Genomic DNA, 22,289 nt, shown 5'->3' on the forward strand with positions numbered 1-22,289 from the left:
GGATTACCTGACCACGGACAACCTGTTTTATGCCACTAAAAGGGCGCTGGCCGCCGTGGGGAAGAATTTGTTTATTAGCTTCTCTGACTATAGGATGTAGTTTAATGTAATTTTGTCTCAGTACTTACTATAGATTGATAATAATGTATAATAAGTAGATGATTTTTAATTTTACTTTTAAAGTCAAATAAAAGAGATGATTGAAACTCCTCCCCGGTTTACTGGAAAAGGAGTTTCGCTTATACCTACTCTTATGTTAATTAGAACCGATTTCTAAGCATGGTGCCATTTTGAATAAATAAGGGGAGCAGGCTGTTAGAATAAGAATGCAGATCATTAAAACGCTGCAGGAAAGTCAACTCTAGGTAGTTATGGGTGCTTTAACTCCAGAAAATTATTAGTGAAGACCAGTTAAAACTTAGTATAATTATACACATTTTTTAATTACACTAAATATATTTACCTTTTATTCTGCCCTTGTCACTCCTGCTGCAGATCCCTTACAGCTGGCTTTACTCCTATTGTTAAACATTTAAACAAAAAAAACTATGATTAACTTAAAGAATTACAGCCATAGGCTGTTAGGGACATCTCTGCTGCTTTGTCTCCTGGCCATGTCAGGGTGCGAGCTTGAAGATTTTATACAGCCGGAGAAGCCAAGAAAAGTTGTCCATTACGGGCCTGCAACCACCCTGTTGGGGGGTACTGCCCGTACCTGGGTAGAAATGGTGAATGGCAAGCCTGCAGCGATTGGGGTTGAGATGTCTGAGGAGGTACTGCAAGACCTGCCGGAAGAGATGGGAATGTTTTTTCTTGAGCTGCCGGGACAGGCACACGCTACAGGAATAAAATCAGTTATGTTAGACTGGAACCCGATGGGGCATGAGCCGGCCGGGGTGTATACTGTTCCTCACTTCGACTTCCACTTCTTCAAAATCACAGAAGCGCAGGTTAAGCAAATACAGCCAGGTATTGACGAAGGGGCCTACAAACTGGTTGAAAGAGGAGTGTTCCCCTCTATCTATACCTTTGGCCCTGAGCCGTTTGCTGTTCCGAATATGGGTGTGCACTGGGTGGACGTAACCTCACCGGAGTATTCTCCTGCTGGGTTTAGCAAAACCTTCATCTACGGGTCTCACGGTGACAGAGTGCACTTCTTTGAGCCAATGATTACCCTTGCTTATTTTAATGACATGGAAGCAAATGAATCAGTGGAGACACCTATTCCGTCTCTACTCAAGCATGAAGAGGCTGGCTACTATCCTGAATCCTACACCATAAAGCATAGCGCGATGAAGGGGACTTATTCTGTTGCTCTGACTGACTTAGAGTGGCGTAACTGAGGCAAACAAGAAAGAGTTTCCTAGCCAGTTTGGGTAGGAAACTCTCTCCTCCTTTACATAACTTACGTTATATAACAAGGAATGCCCTTCCTAATGAGGGGCATTCCTTGTTATAGCCAAAATGCTACTCCATGATAATTAGAAGAAGCAAAAAGGTATAGGTGCCATACAGGCAAATTGGCTCTGCATGCTTCGCGCAGCTCAAATAGGTTGTTTAGGAAAAGTGGGTGTGGGCTGATGAGCTTTCTGCCCAAGTTACTTCCGCAGCACTGCCCCTCCACTCCATTGCAGGCTCTGTTTCTGCAAAGGCCTGTTCATTAAGAAAATTGAGCCTGTCAATACCGCAACCTGTTTTATAAGAGCAGGATTATCAGCAGCAAGAAAGGGCGTGCCCGAGCGCACAATAGGGTTTTTTTAGCCTAAACGCCCACCGGAAGCGACAGCTTCAGCTTATCCCATGTCATGACAACAGCCCCCTGTTCATTATTCTGGGGTACGATTTCATAACGCAGCCGCTCCTGGTGCTGCTCCACAGTTTCAGGTTTTACCGTAAAGCGAACCACGTCTTCTGCTTCCGAATAGTCATCTGCCAGGTGCTGCTCCCAGTTCTTGTTGATGATGACAGTCCACTCCTGCTCCCCCGGAATGGTGAACAGCGCATATTTCCCTGCCGGCAGCGGCTGTCCTCCAATCGTAATCGGCTGGTCCGTCTGCAGGCTGGTAGCCGAGTGCGCCCCCGTTACCCACACCTGGTTGTTGGCCACCAGGCCACCCCAGATCACTCTGCCGCGCACAGCAGGAGAATGGTAGGCAACCGTCAAATGGGCAGGCCCGATCCTCCCGTGCGCCTCGGCTTTCAAGCTGCCCTTCAGGGTATCAGGCTCGGACTGTGCCTGTATGGCCAACGCTCCATCCTGCGCTTCTGCCTCATGTGCGGTGGCATGGTGGTTTTCCTGTTCTGGAGTTTCCTGCTCTGCTACCTGCTCGCTGCAGGAAGCAAGTGTAACACTAAGGGCAACAGCGAAGAGGCCGCTGCGTAATTTGATTGTCATATAAGGTTTATCTCGATGTGTAGAAAGTCTTTTGTGCCAGCGAAATAACATCTAAACTGGCAATTTTAAAAGCGCTTATGGTCATGTTCTGCGAGCAGAGGCAGTTTGTCCCTATAAAATAGATGCCGGCATTTCTCTCTTCTCCTGCCACAACATACTGCTGCACATCGTCAAGCAGTTAAACATGTAACAACTACACGGAAATGTGTAACAGAATCCTGGCTTATTCCTGCTAATTTGCTTCAACATAAGCAGGACAAGCAATCACAGTGGTGCAGCTAAATCGTATAGATTGTAGTGTTGCCGCTAATGATTTACTTATTCTGCAGAACCTGAACCAAAAGTTTCAAGCCATGAAGGAACATCAGGAACACCACCACCAGCCTGCAAAGTCACAGGCGAAAAGCAAGGCCGGAAAGGTAGAGGAGCAGCTGGAGGAGAAAGCGCTGCATGGTCACAGGGAAGCCATGCCACATGGAGAAGGAACCCCACCGCCTCACGGGGAGCATGTAGGGCACGGTGGCGGAGGGCACGACCACCACCGCATGATGATTGAAGACTTCAAAAGGCGCTTTTGGATTTCGCTTGTGCTGTCGGCACCGGTGATTGTGCTCAGCCCGATGGTGCAGCACATTCTCGGGTACTCGCTCGATGTGCCCTACAGCATGTACATTGCCTTTGTCCTTTCCAGCATCATTTTCTTCTACGGCGGATGGCCTTTCCTCACGGGGCTGGCGGAGGAGGTAAAGAAAGGCGCTCCGGGTATGATGACGCTGATTGGCGTGGCCATCACGGTGGCTTATCTCTACAGCACGGCCGTCACTTTTGGCTTAGAAGGCATGGACTTCTTTTGGGAGCTGGCCACGCTGATAGTGGTGATGCTGCTGGGGCATTGGATAGAGATGAAGTCCGTGCTGGGTGCCTCTAAAGCGCTGGAGCTGCTGGTAAGTATGATGCCTGCCGAAGCGCAGGTGATTCGGAACGGGCAGCCAGTAACAGTAAGGGTGGAGGAATTGAAGCAGGGAGACATCATCTTGGTAAAGCCTGGCGAGAAAGTACCTGCCGATGGAGTGGTAGTGCAGGGGGAAAGCTACCTGAACGAGAGCATGCTGACGGGTGAGAGCAAACCTGTGCAGAAAGACAAAGACGACAAGGTAATTGGTGGCTCCATTAACGGCAACGGCTCGCTGCAGGTGCGCGTGGAGAGTACCGGCAAGGACAGCTACCTGAACAAGGTCATCACCCTGGTGCAGGAGGCGCAGAAGACAAAGTCTGAAACGCAGCGTCTCGCTGACAAAGCTGCCAAATGGCTGGCCTACCTGGCGCTGACGGCAGGCTTCGGCACACTGGCTGCCTGGCTTCTGGCTGGAGCCGAACTGAACTTTGCCCTGGAGCGCATGGTGACGGTGATGGTCATCTCCTGCCCGCATGCGCTCGGGTTGGCTATCCCGCTGGTGGTGGCTATTTCCACGGCCGTATCGGCAAACAACGGCCTGCTCATCCGCAACCGTACGGCTTTTGAAAACTCCCGCAACATCACCACTATTATTTTCGATAAGACCGGCACCCTGACCCAGGGCTCCCATGAGGTAGCGCAGGTAGTGGTGTTTCAGCAGACTGTAAACGAACAGGAGTTACTTAGATTGGCAGCTGGCGTGGAGCAGCACTCAGAGCATTATATCTCCCAGGGTATCCTCAAAAAAGCGAAGGCGGAGGGCATCACCGTACCTGCCTCCGAAAATTTTAACTACCTCCCCGGTAAAGGGCTGGAAGGCACGGTAGAGGGGCATGACGTGAAGGTGGTTGGCCCGAACTATATTAAGGAATATAATGTACAGGTGCCCCAAAGCCAGGCAGAGGAGGGCGTGGAGACGGTGGTGTATGTGCTGGTAGCCGGTCAGGTGGCAGGCTACATCACGCTCCGGGACCAGATACGCCCTGAGTCTGCAGAAGCCATCCGGGTGCTGAAGGCGAACGGCATCAAAAACCTGCTGCTGACCGGGGACAACGAGCGCGTGGCTAAAAGCGTGAGCGACAAACTGGGCATGGATGGCTACCTGGCTAACGTGCTGCCCCACCAGAAGCAGGAGAAGGTGAAGGAACTGCAGCAGCAGGGAGAGTTTGTGGCCATGACAGGAGACGGCGTGAACGACGCCCCTGCCCTGGCCCAGGCTGATGTAGGCATCGCCGTAGGCTCCGGCACAGACGTGGCGGCAGAGACAGCCGATATCATCCTGGTCAACAGCAACCCGCAGGACATCGCCTCCCTCATCCTCTTCGGAAAAGCCACCTACCGCAAGATGATACAGAACCTTATCTGGGCCACAGGATACAACATTATAGCACTTCCGCTGGCAGCAGGCGTACTATACAACCAGGGCATCATGATCTCCCCGGCTGTCGGTGCCGCGCTGATGAGCCTGAGCACCGTAATCGTAGCTATCAATGCACAACTACTGCGAAGGCAGATAAAGTAACTTATACAGAAACAGCATCTAACACAACCTATGAAAACAACCATAACCTTCCTGTGCTTCCTGGCCACAGCCGTTTTGGCGCTTCCAGCTAAAGCGCAGCACCAGGGGCACCAACAACAGCCCAAAGACACGGCGACCCATCAGATGGGGCAGCAGGACCATTCGCAGCACATGGGCATGCAGCACGGAAAGATGCAGATGCCCATGTCTCATGCCTTCTCCCGTAACCTGCCTATGAGCCGCAATGCCTCCGGCACAGGCTGGCTTCCTGATGAGTCACCCATGTACGGCAATATGTTCCACCGGGGCAACTGGATGCTGATGCTGCACTACAACCTGTTTCTGCGCTATAACAAGCAGGACGTTTTTGAGGCGGGTGAACGTGGCGACAGCCAGTTTGACGCTCCGAACTGGTTTATGCTGATGGGGCAGCGCTTTATAGGGAACAGGGGGTTACTCCGGTTCAGCGGCATGATATCCCTGGACCCGCTTACGGTGGGCGGCAACGGCTATCCGCTGCTTTTCCAGACAGGGGAAACCTTCGAAGGCTCCCCGCTTATAGACCGCCAGCACCCGCACGACCTGTTCAGTGAGCTGTCCGTTGGGTACACGCATATGCTATCGGAGGAGGCAGACGTGTTTGTGTACCTGGGCTACCCCGGTGAGCCAGCCCTGAGCAATGTGGCCTTTATGCACCGCCCGTCAGCGCTCAACAACCCGGACTCGCCGCTGGGTCATCACTGGCAGGACGCTACCCATATCTCCTTCGGGGTGGCCACATTGGGAGTCCGCTACCGCAATCTTAAATTGGAAGGTTCCTCCTTTACAGGCCGGGAGCCAGACGAGGAGCGATATAACTTCGACAAGCCCCGCTTCGACTCCCGTGCAGTTCGCTTCACCTACAATCCGTCCACCAACTGGAGTATGCAGGCGTCAACTGCTTTTGTAAAGAGTCCGGAGGTGGCGGAGCCTGACGAGGATGTGTACCGTACCACGGCGGCTGTGCTCTACGGCAACATGCTGAGTGGTGATAACCGCTACTTTACCGCCTCTGCCAACTGGGGCTATAACTATGTTGATGCTCATCACAAAGAGCACTCCTTCCTGCTGGAGTCCAACCTGCAGAACGACAGGTTTGCCGTCTACGGGCGCTACGAGTTTGTACAGAAGTCGGCAGAGGAGCTGGGATTTGAGGAGGAGGCCTTCGGGCATGATGAAACCTTAGGTGTCAACGCCTTGACGGTAGGAGCCAACAGGCAACTCATCGAGGTAGGTACCGTGAACGTGAATTTGGGCGCACAGGTAAGTGTTTTTAGAGCGGCAAGTGGACTACAACCATATTATGGGGAGCTACCGATCAGCGGTCAGGTCTACCTGCGTCTCTTCCCAAGAGTGATGGTGCCCCGTTCGTAGGGGCTTAGCGTCTCTGTGGGATGGAGCACTCTAAGACCTTTCATTCTGTCAAAGTCCCACTGTTCCACCGGAACAACGGTTAAGAAACAGCCTTACATAATACGGCTCTTAAGTCTAAGCTGCAACCAATCATTGTGTCTCTTCAACTTTAAAAAAGAGGCAGATGCTTGCTTAAAATACATGCTACGTAAGATCGTGATGATTTACCCTTCTTCAGCTCAGTCTGTTTCACCCTCCACTTGCTATAGAAAAAGGATGAAAATGGACTTATAGATACCGGTCGTACAACCTCTTGACACTACCCTTTGTAGTGGTTCTATAGATCCGCTACACTTTTAGGCCTGCCAGAAGTTAGACATTCCTAATTTCTGGCAGGCTTTCCTTTTTTCTTGTATTTGCTCAGCCTTCTCTCCCAGCCATAGTTCTGCTCACGGATCGGTTCTCTGGCCGGATCATACTTTGCCTCTATGTCTTCCCATAGCGGAGTCAGGGCTGACTTTTCGGTGACAACATCCATAGGCGTTCTGCCCTTCAGGGAACTGTGGGAGCGGTACCAGTTGTAATGGAACTGCCATTCCTCCAGCCTGTCGTTGAGGCATGGATCCTTCAGGTTAGCCGTCATGTAAAACTCCTGCAGGTCCGTCTGGTGGCTCCTCTCTACCTTACCGTTCAGGTGGGGAGAGCGAGGTTTGATAGGCCTGAACTTGATGCCGTACTCCTGCAGTATCTCCTGGAAAGCGATACCGAAGAACTCCTTGCCCCTGTCGGTTTGCACCCGCTGTATGGGAAATGGCATTTGCTCTACCACCCGCTCGAGAAAGTCCACAGTGTTTTTGGCCGTTCTTCTGGAATAGGTGTGCAGTACTCTGAAGCGGCTACAGTCGTCAATGGCTGTATACTGGTAGATACCCGTACCAATCTTACAGACATCCATCTGCACCCTTTCTCCCGGAATCTCTTTAGTGTAGCGCTTAAACTCCTTCTTCTTGCGGTAGCGCTTGAGCAATTTCATATCATACTTCTCAAGCACCCTGCCACAGTGGAAGGAGATATCCTAACCTGATAGTGCTGCAGAAGGTGTGAGCAGATCCTTATTTTGCCGTAGCGGCAGGTGTCCCTGATGTCCAGAATCAGGTTGATTACATCATCATCCCATTTTTGTCGGGCTAACCTGTGGGGCCTTCTGGAACGGTCCGCCAACCCTTCATCTGGCAGGCGCTTGATCCATCGGTGCAGAGTGGAGCGGGCGATGCCACACCGAAGAGCAGCTTTGCTGACAGAGCCTAGCTGCTGGTAAACCCTTATCCAGTCTTCTCTGGCTTTCTGCTTCTGCTCCTCTCTTTTCATAGCGACACAGGCAAAAAAATAGCTGTGGATTTATGGATAACTCTGTCAAGTTACCCACAAGTCCACAGCAGTAATAATAGTAATATCTTGAGATTGAATCAACAGGTGAAAATGTAGCGAATCTATTGAACCTTCACAATTTAAGCAATGGTTGTGAGCGGCTATCTATTTTCAACAGGTGGTCGCTTATACTCATTTCCCGCTCTACAACTTTTTAATGGTCATTTCTAGACCATTAGCTTCTGTAAAGCAGCAACTATCTCCATTTTATTTCCGGATGCTAACTCTTTACCATCAAAAGGTCCTGTACGGTTGCTCCGGTCATATAGATAGTACGGTTTGATAACTGAGAAGAAAGTACCTGAAAAGTCTCCCCAGCCCTCTATCATTAGATTATGCTCCCTGTTTATCCATAGCCAGCCCTTTCCCCGCTCTTCGAAGCCAAGTTCCCTGAAATGGTCTCTCTGTAACTCCCTTATTTCTTCATCCAACTGTCTTTGGGCCTCTTCATCAAGCTTACCGTGGTAAAATTCGAGTTTTTCTGATGTTGTCTTCATTGCTTTAAATTAGCCATTACGTTCAGAAACTACAAACGAATAAAAAGCTACAGAGTGAATGTTTAATACAGATTAGTTGTAGTCGATGCAGGAGGAGTTGGTGAAGTTTATGGCACTTTATACCTGCTCATAAAACCATGAAACACCCATAAAGGCACTATAGTATTTATAAAAATTTAAAGAATTTGACTGTGCAGCGCGTGTGCAGTAAAATACCATCTAGAAGACATCGTGTGCAGTAGTTACTGCACACGGCATAAAAAAACCCTCTCTACATGCTGCAGAGAGGGTTTTTCATTTACTTCCTGTGATCCCGTTTGGATTCGAACCAAAGACCTACTGCTTAGAAGAGGTAAACAAATGTATTTTTCATAGTTATCGATATTTATACATGTTTATCAAAATACTGTAAATCAATAGATTATAAAATATTTATTTTTTGTTAATTATTGCTATTTCAATCCTTTGTGTGCAAATTGTGTGCACATACTTTTAAGTGCACACAACTATGATAACTGCATCAACCTCTATCATGCTGGATACCAGACGCCCTTTGAAGGGCGGTACTTATCGTGTCAAACTAAGGGTTACCTTTCAAAGGCAGCGAAAATACTACGGCACGCAGTACGCCCTTACTGAAGAGGAATTCTCCAGAGTACAGGGGGAAAAGCCAAGGGGTAGGTTCAAAGAAATGCAGCTAGCTTTACAGGCTGTGGAGCAGAAGGCTGTAAAAGCGATTGAGAAGATTCCTGTGTTTTCATTTGATGCCTTCGACAGGAAGTTTCTTGACCTACCGGCTCGCAGCGATGTCTTTGCGGCCTATGAACAACGCATCATGCAGTTGGGTCAGAACGGACAGGCGGGGAACGCCAGCTTTTACGAAACCGCCTACCTCTCCTTGCTCTCCTACACCCTGAAAGAGCCCCCTATTACCCGAAAAGGGCTGTCCATAGAAAAGGCAAAAGAAAGAAAGGAAGCGCTGTTGAAAAGAAAAAAGCCGCTGTTGTTTACCGCTGTAACCGTAAGCTTTCTCAACAGCTACGAAAAATGGATGCTTAACCGCGGGAAAACGCTTTCAACGGTAAGCATGTATTTAAGAACGCTACGCACGCTGTTTAACGATACCATTGAAACCGGTGACTTGAGCAGGGACTATTATCCCTTTGGCAGAAGGAAGTACAGGATGCCATCCGGCAAGAATGTCAAGAAGGCCTTGGTGCTCTCCGACATAGAGAAAATATTCAACTATAATCCTGTACACGCCAGTGAGGCGAAATCGCGCGATTACTGGGTGTTCTCTTACCTGTGCAACGGTATTAATATTAAAGATATTGCCCGGCTGAAGTACAGGCAGCTGAGCCGGGAAAGCATCACGTTTATCAGGGCCAAAACGGAGCGCACTTCCCGGCATGACCTCAAACCAATTGTAGCTATCCGCACCCCTGAGATCAACCGGATCATAAAAAAGTGGGGCAACAAACCTGCATCAGCTGACACCTATGTCTTCCCCATACTTACGGAAGGGATTACCCCTGTGGAGGAGCTGGCCAGGGTAAGGCAGGCAACTAAGACAATAAACAAATATATTAAGCGGGTCGCAGCTGATGTCGGTATTGAGAAGAACATCACAACCTACACAGCCAGGCACTCCTTCTCCACTGTACTCAAACGCGCCGGCGCCCCTACTGAGTTTATCTCCGAGTCGCTCGGCCACAGCAATCTGAAAACAACTGAAAGCTACCTGGACAGCTTTGAAGATAACGTAAAACGGCAGTACGCGCTACACCTTACCGCATTCAGGAATGCTGATAAGTTATAATCATCAGTACTTACTTTGGCCTAACTGATAGAAGTCAAACCAAATAAAGCCTCGTGCCTTGAGTATGCTTGAATAGTCAGGACACTAAGCACTTCTTGCTTTGATGAGTCATGTTCACTATATTTGCTTGTTCATGCATAATGAACAAACAAATATAGTGAACATGACTGAAGAAACAATTGTTAGCTTAGCAATAGAGAACCTGGAGAAGAACACTCCTATTAAGGTTAAATGGCTGAACGATAACAAACCTGACGGTTTGGATGGGGCTGTTGCTATTCGTTACAAAGAGGAAGAACTGGAGCTGCCTGTCGAGGTAAAGCAGGAGCTGCGGGCAAGCCATGTTTTACAGTTAGAGAAGACAGCCAACAAGCACAATGGTGACATCATGCTCATTGCCTACCGGATAGAGCCAAAAGCAAAAAAGGAGCTCCAAAGGCTGGATATACCCTACCTGGAGAGCAACGGGAACCTCTTTATCCGTAAGGGGCCACTCTTCCTTTGGCTGGAACACAGCAAGCCGTTAAAACTGGACAAGCAACAGGGGAACAGAGCCTTCACTAAGACAGGGCTACGGACCGTTTTTCACTTCCTGCGCTTTGAAGAAGACATCAATCTGCCTTACCGTACCATAGCCGAAATAACCGGCACAGCTTTGGGCAATGTCTCTAATATTCTGAAAGGTCTACAAGACCAAGGCTTCCTGCTCCCTCTTAACCAACGGGAGTACAAACTTCAGAAAAAAGAAGAATTGTTGAACAGGTGGATAATTGGTTATCAGCAGGATTTGAAACCGTCACTACATGTAGGTACCTTCAGGTTTCTCAAGCCAGACGACTTCCACAACTGGAAGCAACTGCCCCTGAAGGCCGGGCACACCTGGTGGGGAGGTGAACCTGCAGCGGATCTTTACACAAATTACCTGCATCCGGAAGTTCTGACGATTTACACATCTGAGAGCAGAAGTGAGTGCATCAAAAACTACCGCCTTATTCCGGATCCAAAGGGAAATGTAAACGTGTATGAGAAATTCTGGAGCAGGGATGAAGGAAACGACAACATAGCCCCTCCCCTTTTAGTCTATACTGATTTGATGATAACAGGTGACAGGAGGTGCCTGGAAACGGCAGAAAAGATATACCATGAGTTCCTACAAGACAAACTATAGCCAACTCCGGCAAAACCCGGAAACGGGAGACATGCTGCAGGCGCTGGAGCGGGGCTTCAGCCGGTTCAACATTGATTTCTACTTGATTGGTGCGGTTGCCAGGGATGTATGGATGCGGGCTATCAACGACATTACACCCAAACGGACTACAGGGGATATTGATTTCGCTGTTCTGATAAACCAGAAGGGCAAGTATGAGGAGCTGAAGGAGTACCTGGTTGAAAAAGAGGGCTTCCGGCCTTATCACCAGAACACTTTTGTGCTCCTCTGGAGGAACGGGCAGGAAGTTGACCTAATGCCATTTGGCAGCATTGAACAGAACGGAAAGATAAGAGTAGAGGGCACGGGGCTAACAACACTGCACGTAGCTGGCTTTAAGGAGGTATATGAGGCAGGTCTGCCGGAACTAGAGCTTGAAAACAGCCACAAATTCAAGTTCTGCACCGTACCTGGAATTGTATTGCTGAAGCTGGTCGCCTGGCATGATCGTCCTGAGGTAAGGGGGAGCGACATACAGGATATTACAGATATTCTGCTCCACTATTTCGAAATGTTCAGCGAGGAAATATTTGATCACCACAGCGACCTGTTTGGAGAAAGTGATGATGAGAACTTTCTGACAAAGGTAGCCGCACAGTCATTAGGGCGCGAAGTGGGCAGAATTGTGAGGAGAAGCACCTCCCTTTCAGAAAGAGTAATGCGGATACTGGAGGAAAACACCAAAAGTGCCGCCACCAGTCGCATTGCCGCTATCATGGCCAACGCAACAGGCGGAACTGTGGAAGACTACATGGAGTTGCTGAAACTGTTACAAAAAGGGATAGAAGAAACTGCAGGTTGATAACAGCTCTTCTTATAGACAACAAAAGCCATATCAGATTACAATCAGGGTGCCCTTAGACAATTGCAAACGCAGCCCAGACACAGTTGTGGTGATACTGGATTACAAGAGCAACCTGAACTGCTGAACATTTCCCAAAATGCCTTTCCCCATACAAAACAAAGCAAAAATCCATTGGCATTCATTCTAGTGCAAAGATAGCCTTGCGTGCCGGACACGGGACAAGGTAGTCCTGGAAAAATGGGTATCCCAAAGGGAGCCCTCCGCATTTTTCCAGGCTCCACCTATGCCCTTAGTCCGTCCCGAAGGCAGGTGGGGCACCATAATCAATTCCTCACACTAAAAAAACAAAGATTATGGAAAAGCTCACTAAAAACTCCTCCTTCTCCAAAGTGGCAGAGATTAAGCTCTCCTACCGCGCAAAGGTAAAACCCTCCGACAGACCGCAGGTCACCTCTTCCACCGACTGCTACAATGTGCTGAAGGCAAGCTGGGACACAGGCAAGATTGAGTTTGTGGAACAGTTCAAGGTCATGCTCCTCAACAGGGCCAACAAGGTGCTGGGTATCTATGAGACCTCCACAGGGGGCGTGGCTGGCACGGTGGCGGACCCGAAGCTCATCTTCGTGGCTGCCCTGAAAGCCTGCGCCTCCTCCATCGTCCTCTGCCACAACCACCCCTCCGGCAACCTCAAGCCAAGCGCTGCTGACCTGCAGCTGACAAAGAAAATGAAACAGGGTGGGGAACTACTCGACATCGCGGTACTGGACCACATTATCATCACCAGCGAGAGTTATTACTCTATGGCAGACGAAGGGCTCTTGTAGCCCTTTTTGTGCTCATTAAAATAAATATCACAGTAAAGTACACCTCACCTTATGCTGTCGATCCGCTCCTGCAGGACACGTGTGCTCCACCGTTCCTGTACGCTAAGCTCAGTTTAAAAAACTCGCTTCGGCTTATCCTACATGGTGGCTAGAATGTGCAGGTGCGTCCAACTCAATTGTGATCTCAGTGCGTTCACAATCTGATCTTCCGGAAAAGTGTTCGCAACGCATACACAGTGCCACAGGTGGCGCTCCGACCAACCTTCGCAAACAGCCCCAGAGGCTAGAATCGCAGGTACTGGTTTTGATACTCTCACCGGAGAAGAAAGAATAGAGCATTTATTATATAACAAAAATTCAATGTATTATATTCGCTGCCTTGTTTCCGGTTACACGGCACCCATAGGCTGGCTGGGCGGAACAGCGGCGTATATGCAATGGTCATAGCCGGATTTAAAACAACAAGCGGCAGGAAAGTATGCAACCATTGAAGAGCAATATTTATTTTAAGATAGGAACGGTCGTAATCATCACACTGCTGTTGCTCATTCCAACCTCTATGATCGAAGATCTGATTCTAGAGAGAGAGTTGACACAAGATGAAGCCATCAGGGAAGTGAGCTCTAAATGGGGAGAAGAGCAGACAATTTCAGGGCCCTTCATCTCTATACCCTATTACAGATACGTCAAGGAACTTTCCAAAAAAGACTCAACAGAGAAAATTGTTCAAATTAAAGAATATCTCCATGTTCTGCCGACACAACTCAATATTTCAGGAAACATCACTCCTGAAAAAAGGAGCAGGGGCATTTACGAAATCGTAGTCTACAATTCCACACTTGATATCTCAGGGTCGTTCAGCAAAATTGATCTTGCGGCAGTTGACGTACAGCCGCGTATTATTCTGTTTGACAAAGCAGAGTTCGTAGTCGGCATTGATGACCTCAGGGGAATAGAAGAGCAGGTGGACCTAACGTGGAACAGGGAAAAGATCTCGTTCAATCCCGGGGTTTCGTCAAACGACGTTGTGAAGAGCGGGATCAACGGCCTGGTTCGTTTGGAACCCAACGACAGCACCTCGTACAGTTTCAGTCTGCGTCTAGACCTCAAAGGAAGCCAGCTGTTATACTTTACTCCGGTAGGAAAGGTGACTAACATTCGTCTGGCTTCCGAATGGCCTAACCCGAGTTTCAACGGTGCTTTCCTCCCTGATAAGAGAGAGGTGACAGAAAAAGGCTTTGAGGCAGAATGGAACGTGCTACACCTGAATAGAAACTTCCCCCAGATTTGGACAAGTGACCGCCACTCAGTCAGTGACTCCTCCTTCGGGATTGACTTGCTTCTTCCGGTTGACAACTACCAGAAATCCTACAGGTCAATCCGGTACGCAATCCTGTTTATCGGGTTCACCTTTTTGGCGTTCTTCTTCATCGAGGTGCTCAACAAAATCTTCATTCACCCGATCCAGTACATCCTAGTTGGAGTGGCCCTGGTAGTTTTCTACACTCTTTTACTTTCTCTATCAGAACATTTGAAATTTAACATCGCATTCATTGTATCAGCCGTTTCGACTCTTCTGCTCATTGCAGGCTATATTCGCGCAATCCTAAGGTCTTCAAAGCTGACAATGCTGATCTCCGGGATTCTGTCAGTACTTTACACTTTCATTTTTGTGATCATTCAACTGCAGGACTATGCTTTGTTAATTGGAAGCGTCGGTATCTTTATTATCCTGGGGCTTGTGATGTATTTCTCCCGCAAAATTGATTGGTATAATTTAAATCTCGAGAGCAAGGAAGAATAGACCGGCTGGCCATGGCAATGCAAGAGGATAGTGCCTACGAAATGCCTCGTTAGACACAGAGCTTTCGAATCAAAAGTCTGTTCTGTGGGCCCGGTTCTATACAGGCGACCCTGAGCATGATGCCGAGCCGTAAAACTTGTCCAGCATAGAGCGACTCATAGGATGCGAACAAGGAAGGCTGTTATATTTAACAGGAGAGCCTGTAGAAGAGGGGCATTGGCTACTGTCTGAGGTAAAGCATCACAGTGATTCTTTTTTTCTCAAGAAGCTCTTGCTTCCTACTGCTGTGTCTTAACTAGAGTGTAAAAATAAGAACACCTTCAACAAGAAGTATCTTTTTATTAGCTTAAGCAGGCAAACAGCTCAAGGTGAGTACTACTCAGTAGCAAAAAAAGCACCTTTATAAATTAAATATTTAGAATATAGCGGGTACTCCGACCGCCACCTTCCTGAAGGAACGCTCCCAGTTCCAGAAGGTGCTGCAAATCTCTTGTTGCAGTCGCCTTGGAGGTTTTGGTGATGGCTATATATTTTCTTGCGTTCATACCTCCCTCAAAACCCTCCGACCCTGCGTCAAGCATCCTTCTTACAGCCTTTATTTGCCGTTCATTCAGCAAGTTGTTGAACCGGTCAAAGAACTTGGATTTCTTCAGAATGAAATCGACAAGGCTCATGGCCTGTTGCTGTGACTTTAGAATAACACCTACAAAGTACATTACCCAGGACGTGATGTCGTTGCTTTTCTGGGCCTGCTCCAAGGCATTGTAATACGCCTTCTTATCTGCCTCTATTGTCCTGGAGAGGCTAAGCAACACCGGACGTCCCAGAGTTTGCGACAAAGCTTTTTCTGCTAGGACGCGCCCGATTCTGCCATTGCCATCTTCAAACGGGTGAAGGGTCTCGAAATACAAATGTGCAACCGCCGACCTGACAGGGGCTTTCTTTAACTCATTGCCTCCTCCAGGTGCTGTATGATTGAACCATTGAATGAACCTATTCATTTCATCCGGTATGCGGGAAGAAGGAGGAGCTTCAAAATGTACCTTTTCTTTGCCAAGGGCTCCTGAAATAACCTGCATCGGTTCCTCACGGCTGCGCCACACCCCGACATTGATTTGTCTCTGCTCTTTTAAAAGCATCGTGTGCCATTGGAAGAGCTTTTCCTCTGTCAAGGCATCCGCATAGGTTTTACGGGCATCGGTCATCAGTTCACCAGCCCCTTGTGCCATTTTATCTTTTGTAGCTTCAGGGGTTTGATTAAGGCCGAGGTTATTGCGAATAGATGAAACAACGTCCTGGCGGCTAAGGTACTCGCCTTCAATTTCTGACGTTTTGATAGCTTCAGCCACCATTAAGTCGATCATAGCTTCCAACTGCACCGCTTCAGGCAGGGCCTTCAATATCCCACTGACATGGCCCGTCAACTCTGCGAACTCGAAAAGCATGTCTTCTACTTCGCTTACATCATACCTGAATTCAGGCCAGTCGGGTTGTTGCCAATTGTAGATCATGAGCCGAATATAACACTTAAATGGCTCAAATATAAAATAAATTTGAGCCGAATAGAGAATGTAATCGGCTCATGTAAACTTGAATGCGCTAAGGCAGGAAATAATGGCCAGCATCATCCTTACTTAGCCCGACTTTGTGCCAACATACAGGGACAGGCTGAATCACCTTTAGCAGGTAGTCATTAGACCTCTTTCAGAATAATGCCATCTCCAGCTGCCGCCGGGGTGTTAGCATCTCTTCACTTGACTTGGCTCCAGAAGGGTTACCTCACCACGACCTGCTTCATCCTGTTTCTGCCGAAAAAGGTAGGGAAGTACATCAACCCTGCCCTGGCAGGGTTAAGGGTATACGAACCTGTGTAGCGGGGCAAAAGCTTTAGAGTGAAAGTGTGCTTTCCTTTGGGAAGCCTGTCACAGAAGATACTTACTTTATTCCTGAAGTATTCCCGATGCACTTCGTAAGCGTCTCTTCCATTTTTTGCGTCATAGGAACAACTGGCGGGAACCGGCACTTCTATCATCACATAGTCGGCATCCGCTTTTACTTCTACCTCCACAACCATTTCCACTGGTGTTCCGGCCTGTAAAACGTTCTCTCCATTTGTCCCTTTCAGAGAACTGGCCACCATAAACTCTTTTTCTACCGGCTGCGGCACTTTGTTCCAGGTGGTCTGGTAAGCAGTAAAGTACAGCGGGAGGTTACCCTGCTTTTTTACCACCAAGGGTCGGGTCGCCGCAAAAACTGTATCTGTCACGATGGCTTTGCTCTCAAAATTTACAGGACCTGAAAAGCTTAAGTTGCTCGTAGGCAGATTAGCCGTACCGGGTGTTTCCAGGAGCAGTTCCGGCAACAAAGTCTCCAGCACACGCGCTGACTCATATGTATTGCGCCAGTGCCCGGCGCGGCGCTCGTTTAACAGGTAAACTTGTATTTGTGAAAGCCCCTGCGCGTTGTTTCCTGCCGCCCGGAGTATTTCGTATGCAAGCAAAGTATTGGAGATATTGTTGTTGAAAAGGTTATGCTTCTCCTCTCCCCAAAAGATGCCACCCAGCATTGTTTCCTTCTTATAACGCTGCAGTGTGTCCAGCTGCACCGGAAGCTGAAGGCGCTGCCGCATGCGCATCAGGCGCAGCTTATCTTCCAGCGTCTGCTTCCGGTTCTTTTCGAGCTCCTTCACATAGCGGGCAAAATCAACGTCAACCTGCAGCTTAAACAATGTTTCAAGCGAGGTTAGTTTATTGTTATAGTCTCCCCGCTCCAGCAGGTAAACCATGTAGTCGACTAGTTTCTGTCCTTCATACCGAACAGGATAGCTTTCCTTTTTAGCCATCACCAGGGCTTCTACTACATGGTTGGTAATCCAGGCATAAGCCGGGCCGCTTTGCCACCAGGCCCAGGCGCCCTCCTGCAGCTGTGTCTTCTCCAGGTGGCGTATCAGCTTCCGCACCATCCGGTCATGCGCAAAGGGCTGACCTAGCTTCTCTTGAATACGCTTCTCTAAAAGCAACGCGATCAGTTTAGAGGCTGCCTGCTCGCTGCACCAGTATTCATATTTGTGCAGGTAGTCGATTTCATCCAGCATCACCTGCACCAGTTCTCCCTGTGCATGCAGCCGCACCGGCCCCTTCGCCGGATCAAAAGTGAGTGTAAAGGTTGTGTCGGTGGAGAGTGGCAGGAACTGGCCTGTTGTTTCTTCAACTCCTTTCGGATAAACACTTAAGTAGCGTCTTTCGCCATCTGTAAACCCACTTTCCTGCCGCAGGCTGTACTGCACCTCCACTGAGTCTGGTGCCACAGCAGGAGCGTTGATGTGCAAGGTATCAGTAAAATTTCTGTTCAATAGCTTTTTCTCTTCCTTCACCGGCTTCCCTCCTACTTCAAACCTGGTGGTTACTATGGAAGAGTCTGGCAGGTAGTTCGAGGCTTTGCCGATGATGTGTGCCTTGTCTCCTTCTACCAGGAAACGTGGCAGGTGCAGGGTGGCCATGACGGCCTTAAAGGATTTGATATTGCCGCTGTAGAGGCCACTGTGCTTTTTATCATCCATGCCCAGCACGTAAGTATTCCAGCTGGTCACATCATCAGGGAAAGTAACGGTGAAACTTGCCTCTCCCTGGTTATTTGTTATCAGGCGCGGCTGCCAGACAGCATAATCCGAAAAGTTATTCCGGATGGAAAGGGCTTCACTGTTTTGCTGCAGTGCATCAGTACCTGCAGCAGATGCCAGTAGCCCTCCTCCCTTTTTTGTTGTGATGATAATGACTCCTGCCGCTCCTGCTGCACCATACAGAGCTGTGGCTTCATCCCCTTTTAGGACCTTTGTGGAAAGGATATTGTCAAGATCGCCTTGTGCGCCGTTAAAAGGAACACCGTCTACTACTAAAAGCGGCTTCGCACTTTCGGCGTTCATCGTGGCAGCGCCACGCACCACAACTCCTGCTGCCTTACCGTTCAAAACGGACACAGTTGAAGCGGCGACTGCCCTGCTTTCCTGACGGCCATACCCTGTGACAACCACTTCCTGAAGCGCCTTCACGTCCGGCTCCAGTACAGGACTTACCCTGTTTCTACCATTTACACTTTCTTCCCAGGGGGCGAAACCGATAAACCCGAAGACAAGCACGCCATCCGCCGGGACGTAGATTCTATAATTACCTCCGGCATCTGTCAAAGTTCCTGTCTTAGTGCCCTTTAAAACAACCGTTACGCCTGGTAAGGGCGAACTTGTTTCTTTCTCCGTTACCACACCGGTAACCAAATGGCTGTACTGCTCCGCGCCGTCTGTATAAGTAAAGGTGGTTTCCTGCGCCCTTTGAAGCATTTGCTGTTGCTCCTGCTCCTTGTCTTTGTCGGCCTTCCTTTGCTGTTTCACCCGCGTCTCCACAAGCTGAAGCAGGTATGCTCCTGCTGCTGAGGAGTCCACTCTGTCCGAATGTTTGAAGAAGATTTGCGTCTGTCCATTCGGCTTCACCGCTACATTTGCTGTGGCAAAGGCCCCGTTTACAAAAGCCAGCGTAAGGGTATAGGCAGCAGGCTTCAGGTTGTATAACACGCTGTTCTCCCTGGGGTAAATCAAAAGCGAATCAGGATAGCCTGCTTCATGCAGCAGCACCAGTTTTACCTGTTGCCTCACTGAATCCGGCAGATCCCACCCTATCCTGCCCATGCCTTTTTCTCCTGCATGCATGTCGTTTGAGGCATACACCCTACCCAGCAAGCGCTCGTACTGCGCGGCTTCCCAATTCTCATGTATCTTCCTGTCTGTTAGAGCTTCCTGATGCAGCAGTTCTGATTGCTGCCACTTTTCCCAGCTTCGGATGAAAATCTTTCTGTCTGGTAGTTTTCCTTCACGCATCTTCAGCAAATCAGGGGCGAAATTATAGCTGTAGGCCGGCTCCATCATGAAATTGGTCCTAAAGCCGTTCAAGCGTACATACTGCATCCAGGAAGGGCTGAAGGGTCCTGCCAGAAGGCTCTGGCCTCGCTGAAAATAGTGCGGCAGCCTGTTGTAGTTATTTTTCACAAGCAAATGAACACGGTTCCCCTGCTTCAGGTAAGCCGTATTTTCCCTATCCTGCTGCTCTACATAAAAGAGGTAGCGGTACAGGTTCTGCTGTTCAGCGGCCGATAGCTTGTTTTTCTCAGCCTCATGGGCGAAGGGATTATCATCCTCTGTAATATCTGCGCTGACAACGAACTTGCGTTTGTGCTGCAGGTAAACACTATCAAGCGTCACCAGTTTATCGGATGTTCTGAGCTTGATGGTGTGGTAGCCGCTATCTGCTGCAAAGGCATAGGCAGGCAGCACATCGGTTTTAGAAAAATACACAGGCACTTCGTCCAGGTACACCACATGCACCGGTACTATCCTGCCTGCATCCACTACAAAGGGAGAAACCTGGGTGATGCTGTCTCTGACGGTGGCATAATCAGTAAACAAGCCATCCTCGGGGAAAAGGAAGTTATAGTAGGCCATGCTGTCCAAACCCATGCGGCACCCCCAGTAATCCCAATCCATTTGTTTTTGTCCGCTCACGCCACTATCCTCTATCACCAGCTTTCGGGAAGCCTTCTGTTGTTTGTACCTGTCCCAGGATGGAAGATCGGGTACGCCCTGGCTTTTAAATTTAGAAGTGAGCGCATAAGCTGTCAGATCCACACCCGGCACGGCCTTGCCTGCTGCATCTTTTACCTTGATACGCATACTGGCCTGCTGCCCCGGGTAAACAACTGCTGGTTTCTGCAGGTCTATTGTCAGCAGATGCTTTCGGTGGGGGGCATCCTCCTTCAACTGATACATTTCCCCTGCCCACATATAGTGAACAGCGACAAAGCACGGCTTCTCCCCTTTAGCTGGCTGCCGGAAAAAGAAGCTACTTTCATTCCCCTGCCCCCGCGCCACCATTTTCTCACCGCGGTATACAAAATACCAATAAGGCAGGCGCCTCGGGTTCCGAAGTGAAAAGAACAGGGAATCACTTGTCCGGTAAGCCTGAAGTGCAACCAAAGGCTCTTCTTCCTCAGCCAGGTATACATCAGCATCCAGTTCACCCGCTGTCACCTCATAACCGGTAGCATAAGCATTCAGCGGAACAAGGGTGGGTAGCTGCACACGCATCGAAAACAAGTCATCGTAGTCCCTGTTGTAGGCGCTTACGCTGGCTTCTTTCGGTGCTATCTTTCCGTTTTCGAGGTACTGCACCAGGAGGCTGTCCTGCAGCAAGGAAAGCTTCAAACGGCCTTTTGTGTAGTGGTAGCTAGCATTTTCTGTTTTGCTGCTTCGTTCGTTACTGGCATTCAGGAAAGCGGCAGTTACCGTATAGTCGACAGAAGCCTTCGGGAAAACAGTGTCCGGAATGGAGATGACTGTCTCGCCCACCGCATCCAATGGTTGTTGGTACACCCAAAGGGTGTCAGGTATGAAAAGAACTGCTGCTTCACTTTTCACTACGCTTTTGGTGAGGAGGGCGACCTCCACCCGGGCATCCAGCAAATTAAGTCCGTTTGCGTTCGTGCCGCGAAGTATCAAACTGTTCTCCTGCCCTGCCTGGTGCTCCTTGTGTTTCAGGGACAGGATATAGGTATTCTCTTTCAGCTCATAATCTTCGTAGTGGAAGCTCCCTCTGATGTACGTCATCTCTTTTTTCCCTGGCTGAAGGAGCGCAAGGGTATAGCTCTTGTCCAGTACCAGCTTTAAGGAGTCATGCAGTACAAAGTAGCCTCCGTAGGCCCCTTCCCGGAAAGGCTGCACTTCTCCCAGGCTTTTTTTCTCCTCACCATAGCTGCTTAACTGCAGGGCAACTTTTTCATTCACAGGTTCTCCCTCCTCTTCTACTACAAACGCTTTGTACATTACCGTGTCTCCAGGCTGGTACATCGGTTTGTTTGTGACTAGATAGCCCCTGTACTTTGAGCTGAACGAACGACGATACCGGGAATCAAACAAGGAAAAAACACGCCTTACCCAGCCCTGCGGACCATGCCAACGAACGGAATTATAGACATCATAAAAAGGACGCCAGATAAACCGGATAGGTGGGGCGCTGGCTATCTTGCTTATAAAGCTTTGGTCGTACGTATACTCCTCTTCTTTTTCCAGTTTTTCAAAAAGCGTAAACCCATTCAAAGAAAGGGAAAGTAAGCCTTTCCGGGGAGTTCTCTTCAGCCGGTATGTTTGTGTAGCAGGGTCGTAAGTAGCCTTTTTTCCTTTCAGCCGCACCTCCGCATTCGCTATGCTGTTCCCCAGGCTGTCATGCACCAGCACGGCTAAAGCCGGCTTTACCTGCAGCAGCTTCACGAATATTGGGGAGTAGGTTCTGAGGTTGTACACCAGCTCAGGGCCGGCGCTATGCATGAAGAGATAGTGCCCCTGGGGCAGCTGTTTCGGAAAGCCCTCCTGCACTGCGAAAGAATCGATGGGTGCGTGAAACTGGGAAGCGTTTACTGCCTGAGGCCCGTCCTTGTATATTTTACAGGCTTCTTTGTTGTTTACCTTATAAATGTAGGTATAGTGACTTCTGGTTCTGGCTTTTTCCAGTTTACCCTGGGCCTGCACAGTGCCGGTACAAAAAGAGATAAGCGCCAAAAGGGAAAGGAACAGTTTGAGCATAGCACAGCCTAATGAACCAA

At 49.1% G+C, this 22,289-nt stretch carries 12 protein-coding genes and 1 pseudogene; 8 read left to right on the forward strand and 5 right to left on the reverse strand.

Annotation, left to right across the window (positions count from 1 at the left end):
• The first annotated feature begins 548 nt into the window (after nt 1–548).
• Nucleotides 549–1,343 (forward strand): DUF5602 domain-containing protein, encoded by a 795-nt coding sequence (locus E1919_RS21255; protein WP_162055437.1) that lies wholly within the window; start codon nt 549–551, stop codon nt 1,341–1,343.
• Between the two features lie 419 nt (nt 1,344–1,762).
• Here the strand turns inward: E1919_RS21255 and E1919_RS21260 are convergent, their stop codons facing one another.
• On the reverse strand, nt 1,763–2,395 hold the full coding sequence (locus E1919_RS21260) for a DUF2911 domain-containing protein (protein ID WP_162055438.1): 633 nt from the start codon (nt 2,393–2,395) through the stop codon (nt 1,763–1,765).
• Between the two features lie 353 nt (nt 2,396–2,748).
• Between E1919_RS21260 and E1919_RS21265 the strand changes: the two genes are divergently transcribed.
• Nucleotides 2,749–4,872: a copper-translocating P-type ATPase gene (locus E1919_RS21265; protein ID WP_202915964.1), complete on the forward strand. Its 2,124-nt coding sequence runs from the start codon at nt 2,749–2,751 to the stop codon at nt 4,870–4,872.
• Between the two features lie 30 nt (nt 4,873–4,902).
• Nucleotides 4,903–6,285 carry a TonB-dependent receptor gene (locus tag E1919_RS21270; RefSeq protein ID WP_162055439.1) on the forward strand — a complete coding sequence of 461 codons (1,383 nt, stop codon included), beginning with the start codon at nt 4,903–4,905 and terminating at the stop codon, nt 6,283–6,285.
• Between the two features lie 361 nt (nt 6,286–6,646).
• Here E1919_RS21270 and E1919_RS21275 read toward each other — a convergent pair.
• Both E1919_RS21275 and E1919_RS21280 read right to left on the reverse strand, forming a co-directional pair.
• Nucleotides 6,647–7,632 (reverse strand): annotated as a pseudogene (locus E1919_RS21275) (IS481 family transposase).
• A gap of 227 nt (nt 7,633–7,859) precedes the next feature.
• A complete protein-coding gene (locus E1919_RS21280) occupies nt 7,860–8,189 on the reverse strand; it encodes a hypothetical protein (RefSeq protein WP_162055440.1) in 330 nt (109 codons plus the stop codon).
• Between the two features lie 508 nt (nt 8,190–8,697).
• Between E1919_RS21280 and E1919_RS21285 the strand changes: the two genes are divergently transcribed.
• From E1919_RS21285 to creD, 5 genes are all read left to right on the forward strand, one after another.
• Nucleotides 8,698–10,008: a site-specific integrase gene (locus E1919_RS21285; protein ID WP_162055441.1), complete on the forward strand. Its 1,311-nt coding sequence runs from the start codon at nt 8,698–8,700 to the stop codon at nt 10,006–10,008.
• A 163-nt stretch (nt 10,009–10,171) separates the two neighbouring features.
• On the forward strand, nt 10,172–11,176 hold the full coding sequence (locus E1919_RS21290; RefSeq protein ID WP_162055442.1) for a type IV toxin-antitoxin system AbiEi family antitoxin: 1,005 nt from the start codon (nt 10,172–10,174) through the stop codon (nt 11,174–11,176).
• On the forward strand, nt 11,151–12,017 hold the full coding sequence (locus E1919_RS21295) for a nucleotidyl transferase AbiEii/AbiGii toxin family protein (RefSeq protein ID WP_162055443.1): 867 nt from the start codon (nt 11,151–11,153) through the stop codon (nt 12,015–12,017). The genes E1919_RS21290 and E1919_RS21295 overlap by 26 nt, the downstream gene beginning before the upstream one ends.
• Nucleotides 12,018–12,373: 356 nt before the next feature.
• Nucleotides 12,374–12,844 carry a JAB domain-containing protein gene (locus E1919_RS21300; RefSeq protein WP_162055444.1) on the forward strand — a complete coding sequence of 157 codons (471 nt, stop codon included), beginning with the start codon at nt 12,374–12,376 and terminating at the stop codon, nt 12,842–12,844.
• A 478-nt stretch (nt 12,845–13,322) separates the two neighbouring features.
• Entirely contained in the window at nt 13,323–14,648 is a 1,326-nt protein-coding gene (creD, locus tag E1919_RS21310) for a cell envelope integrity protein CreD (RefSeq protein WP_162055446.1), read from the forward strand.
• Nucleotides 14,649–15,055: 407 nt separating this feature from the next.
• On the opposite strand, the gene E1919_RS21315 is transcribed toward creD, so the two are convergent.
• Entirely contained in the window at nt 15,056–16,159 is a 1,104-nt protein-coding gene (locus E1919_RS21315; RefSeq protein ID WP_162055447.1) for a Fic family protein, read from the reverse strand.
• Nucleotides 16,160–16,422: 263 nt separating this feature from the next.
• Nucleotides 16,423–22,269 carry a carboxypeptidase-like regulatory domain-containing protein gene (locus E1919_RS21320; protein WP_162055448.1) on the reverse strand — a complete coding sequence of 1,949 codons (5,847 nt, stop codon included), beginning with the start codon at nt 22,267–22,269 and terminating at the stop codon, nt 16,423–16,425.
• Nucleotides 22,270–22,289: the final 20 nt, after the last annotated feature.

Source organism: Pontibacter pamirensis (assembly GCF_010015475.1).
GTDB classification, from domain to species: domain Bacteria; phylum Bacteroidota; class Bacteroidia; order Cytophagales; family Hymenobacteraceae; genus Pontibacter; species Pontibacter pamirensis.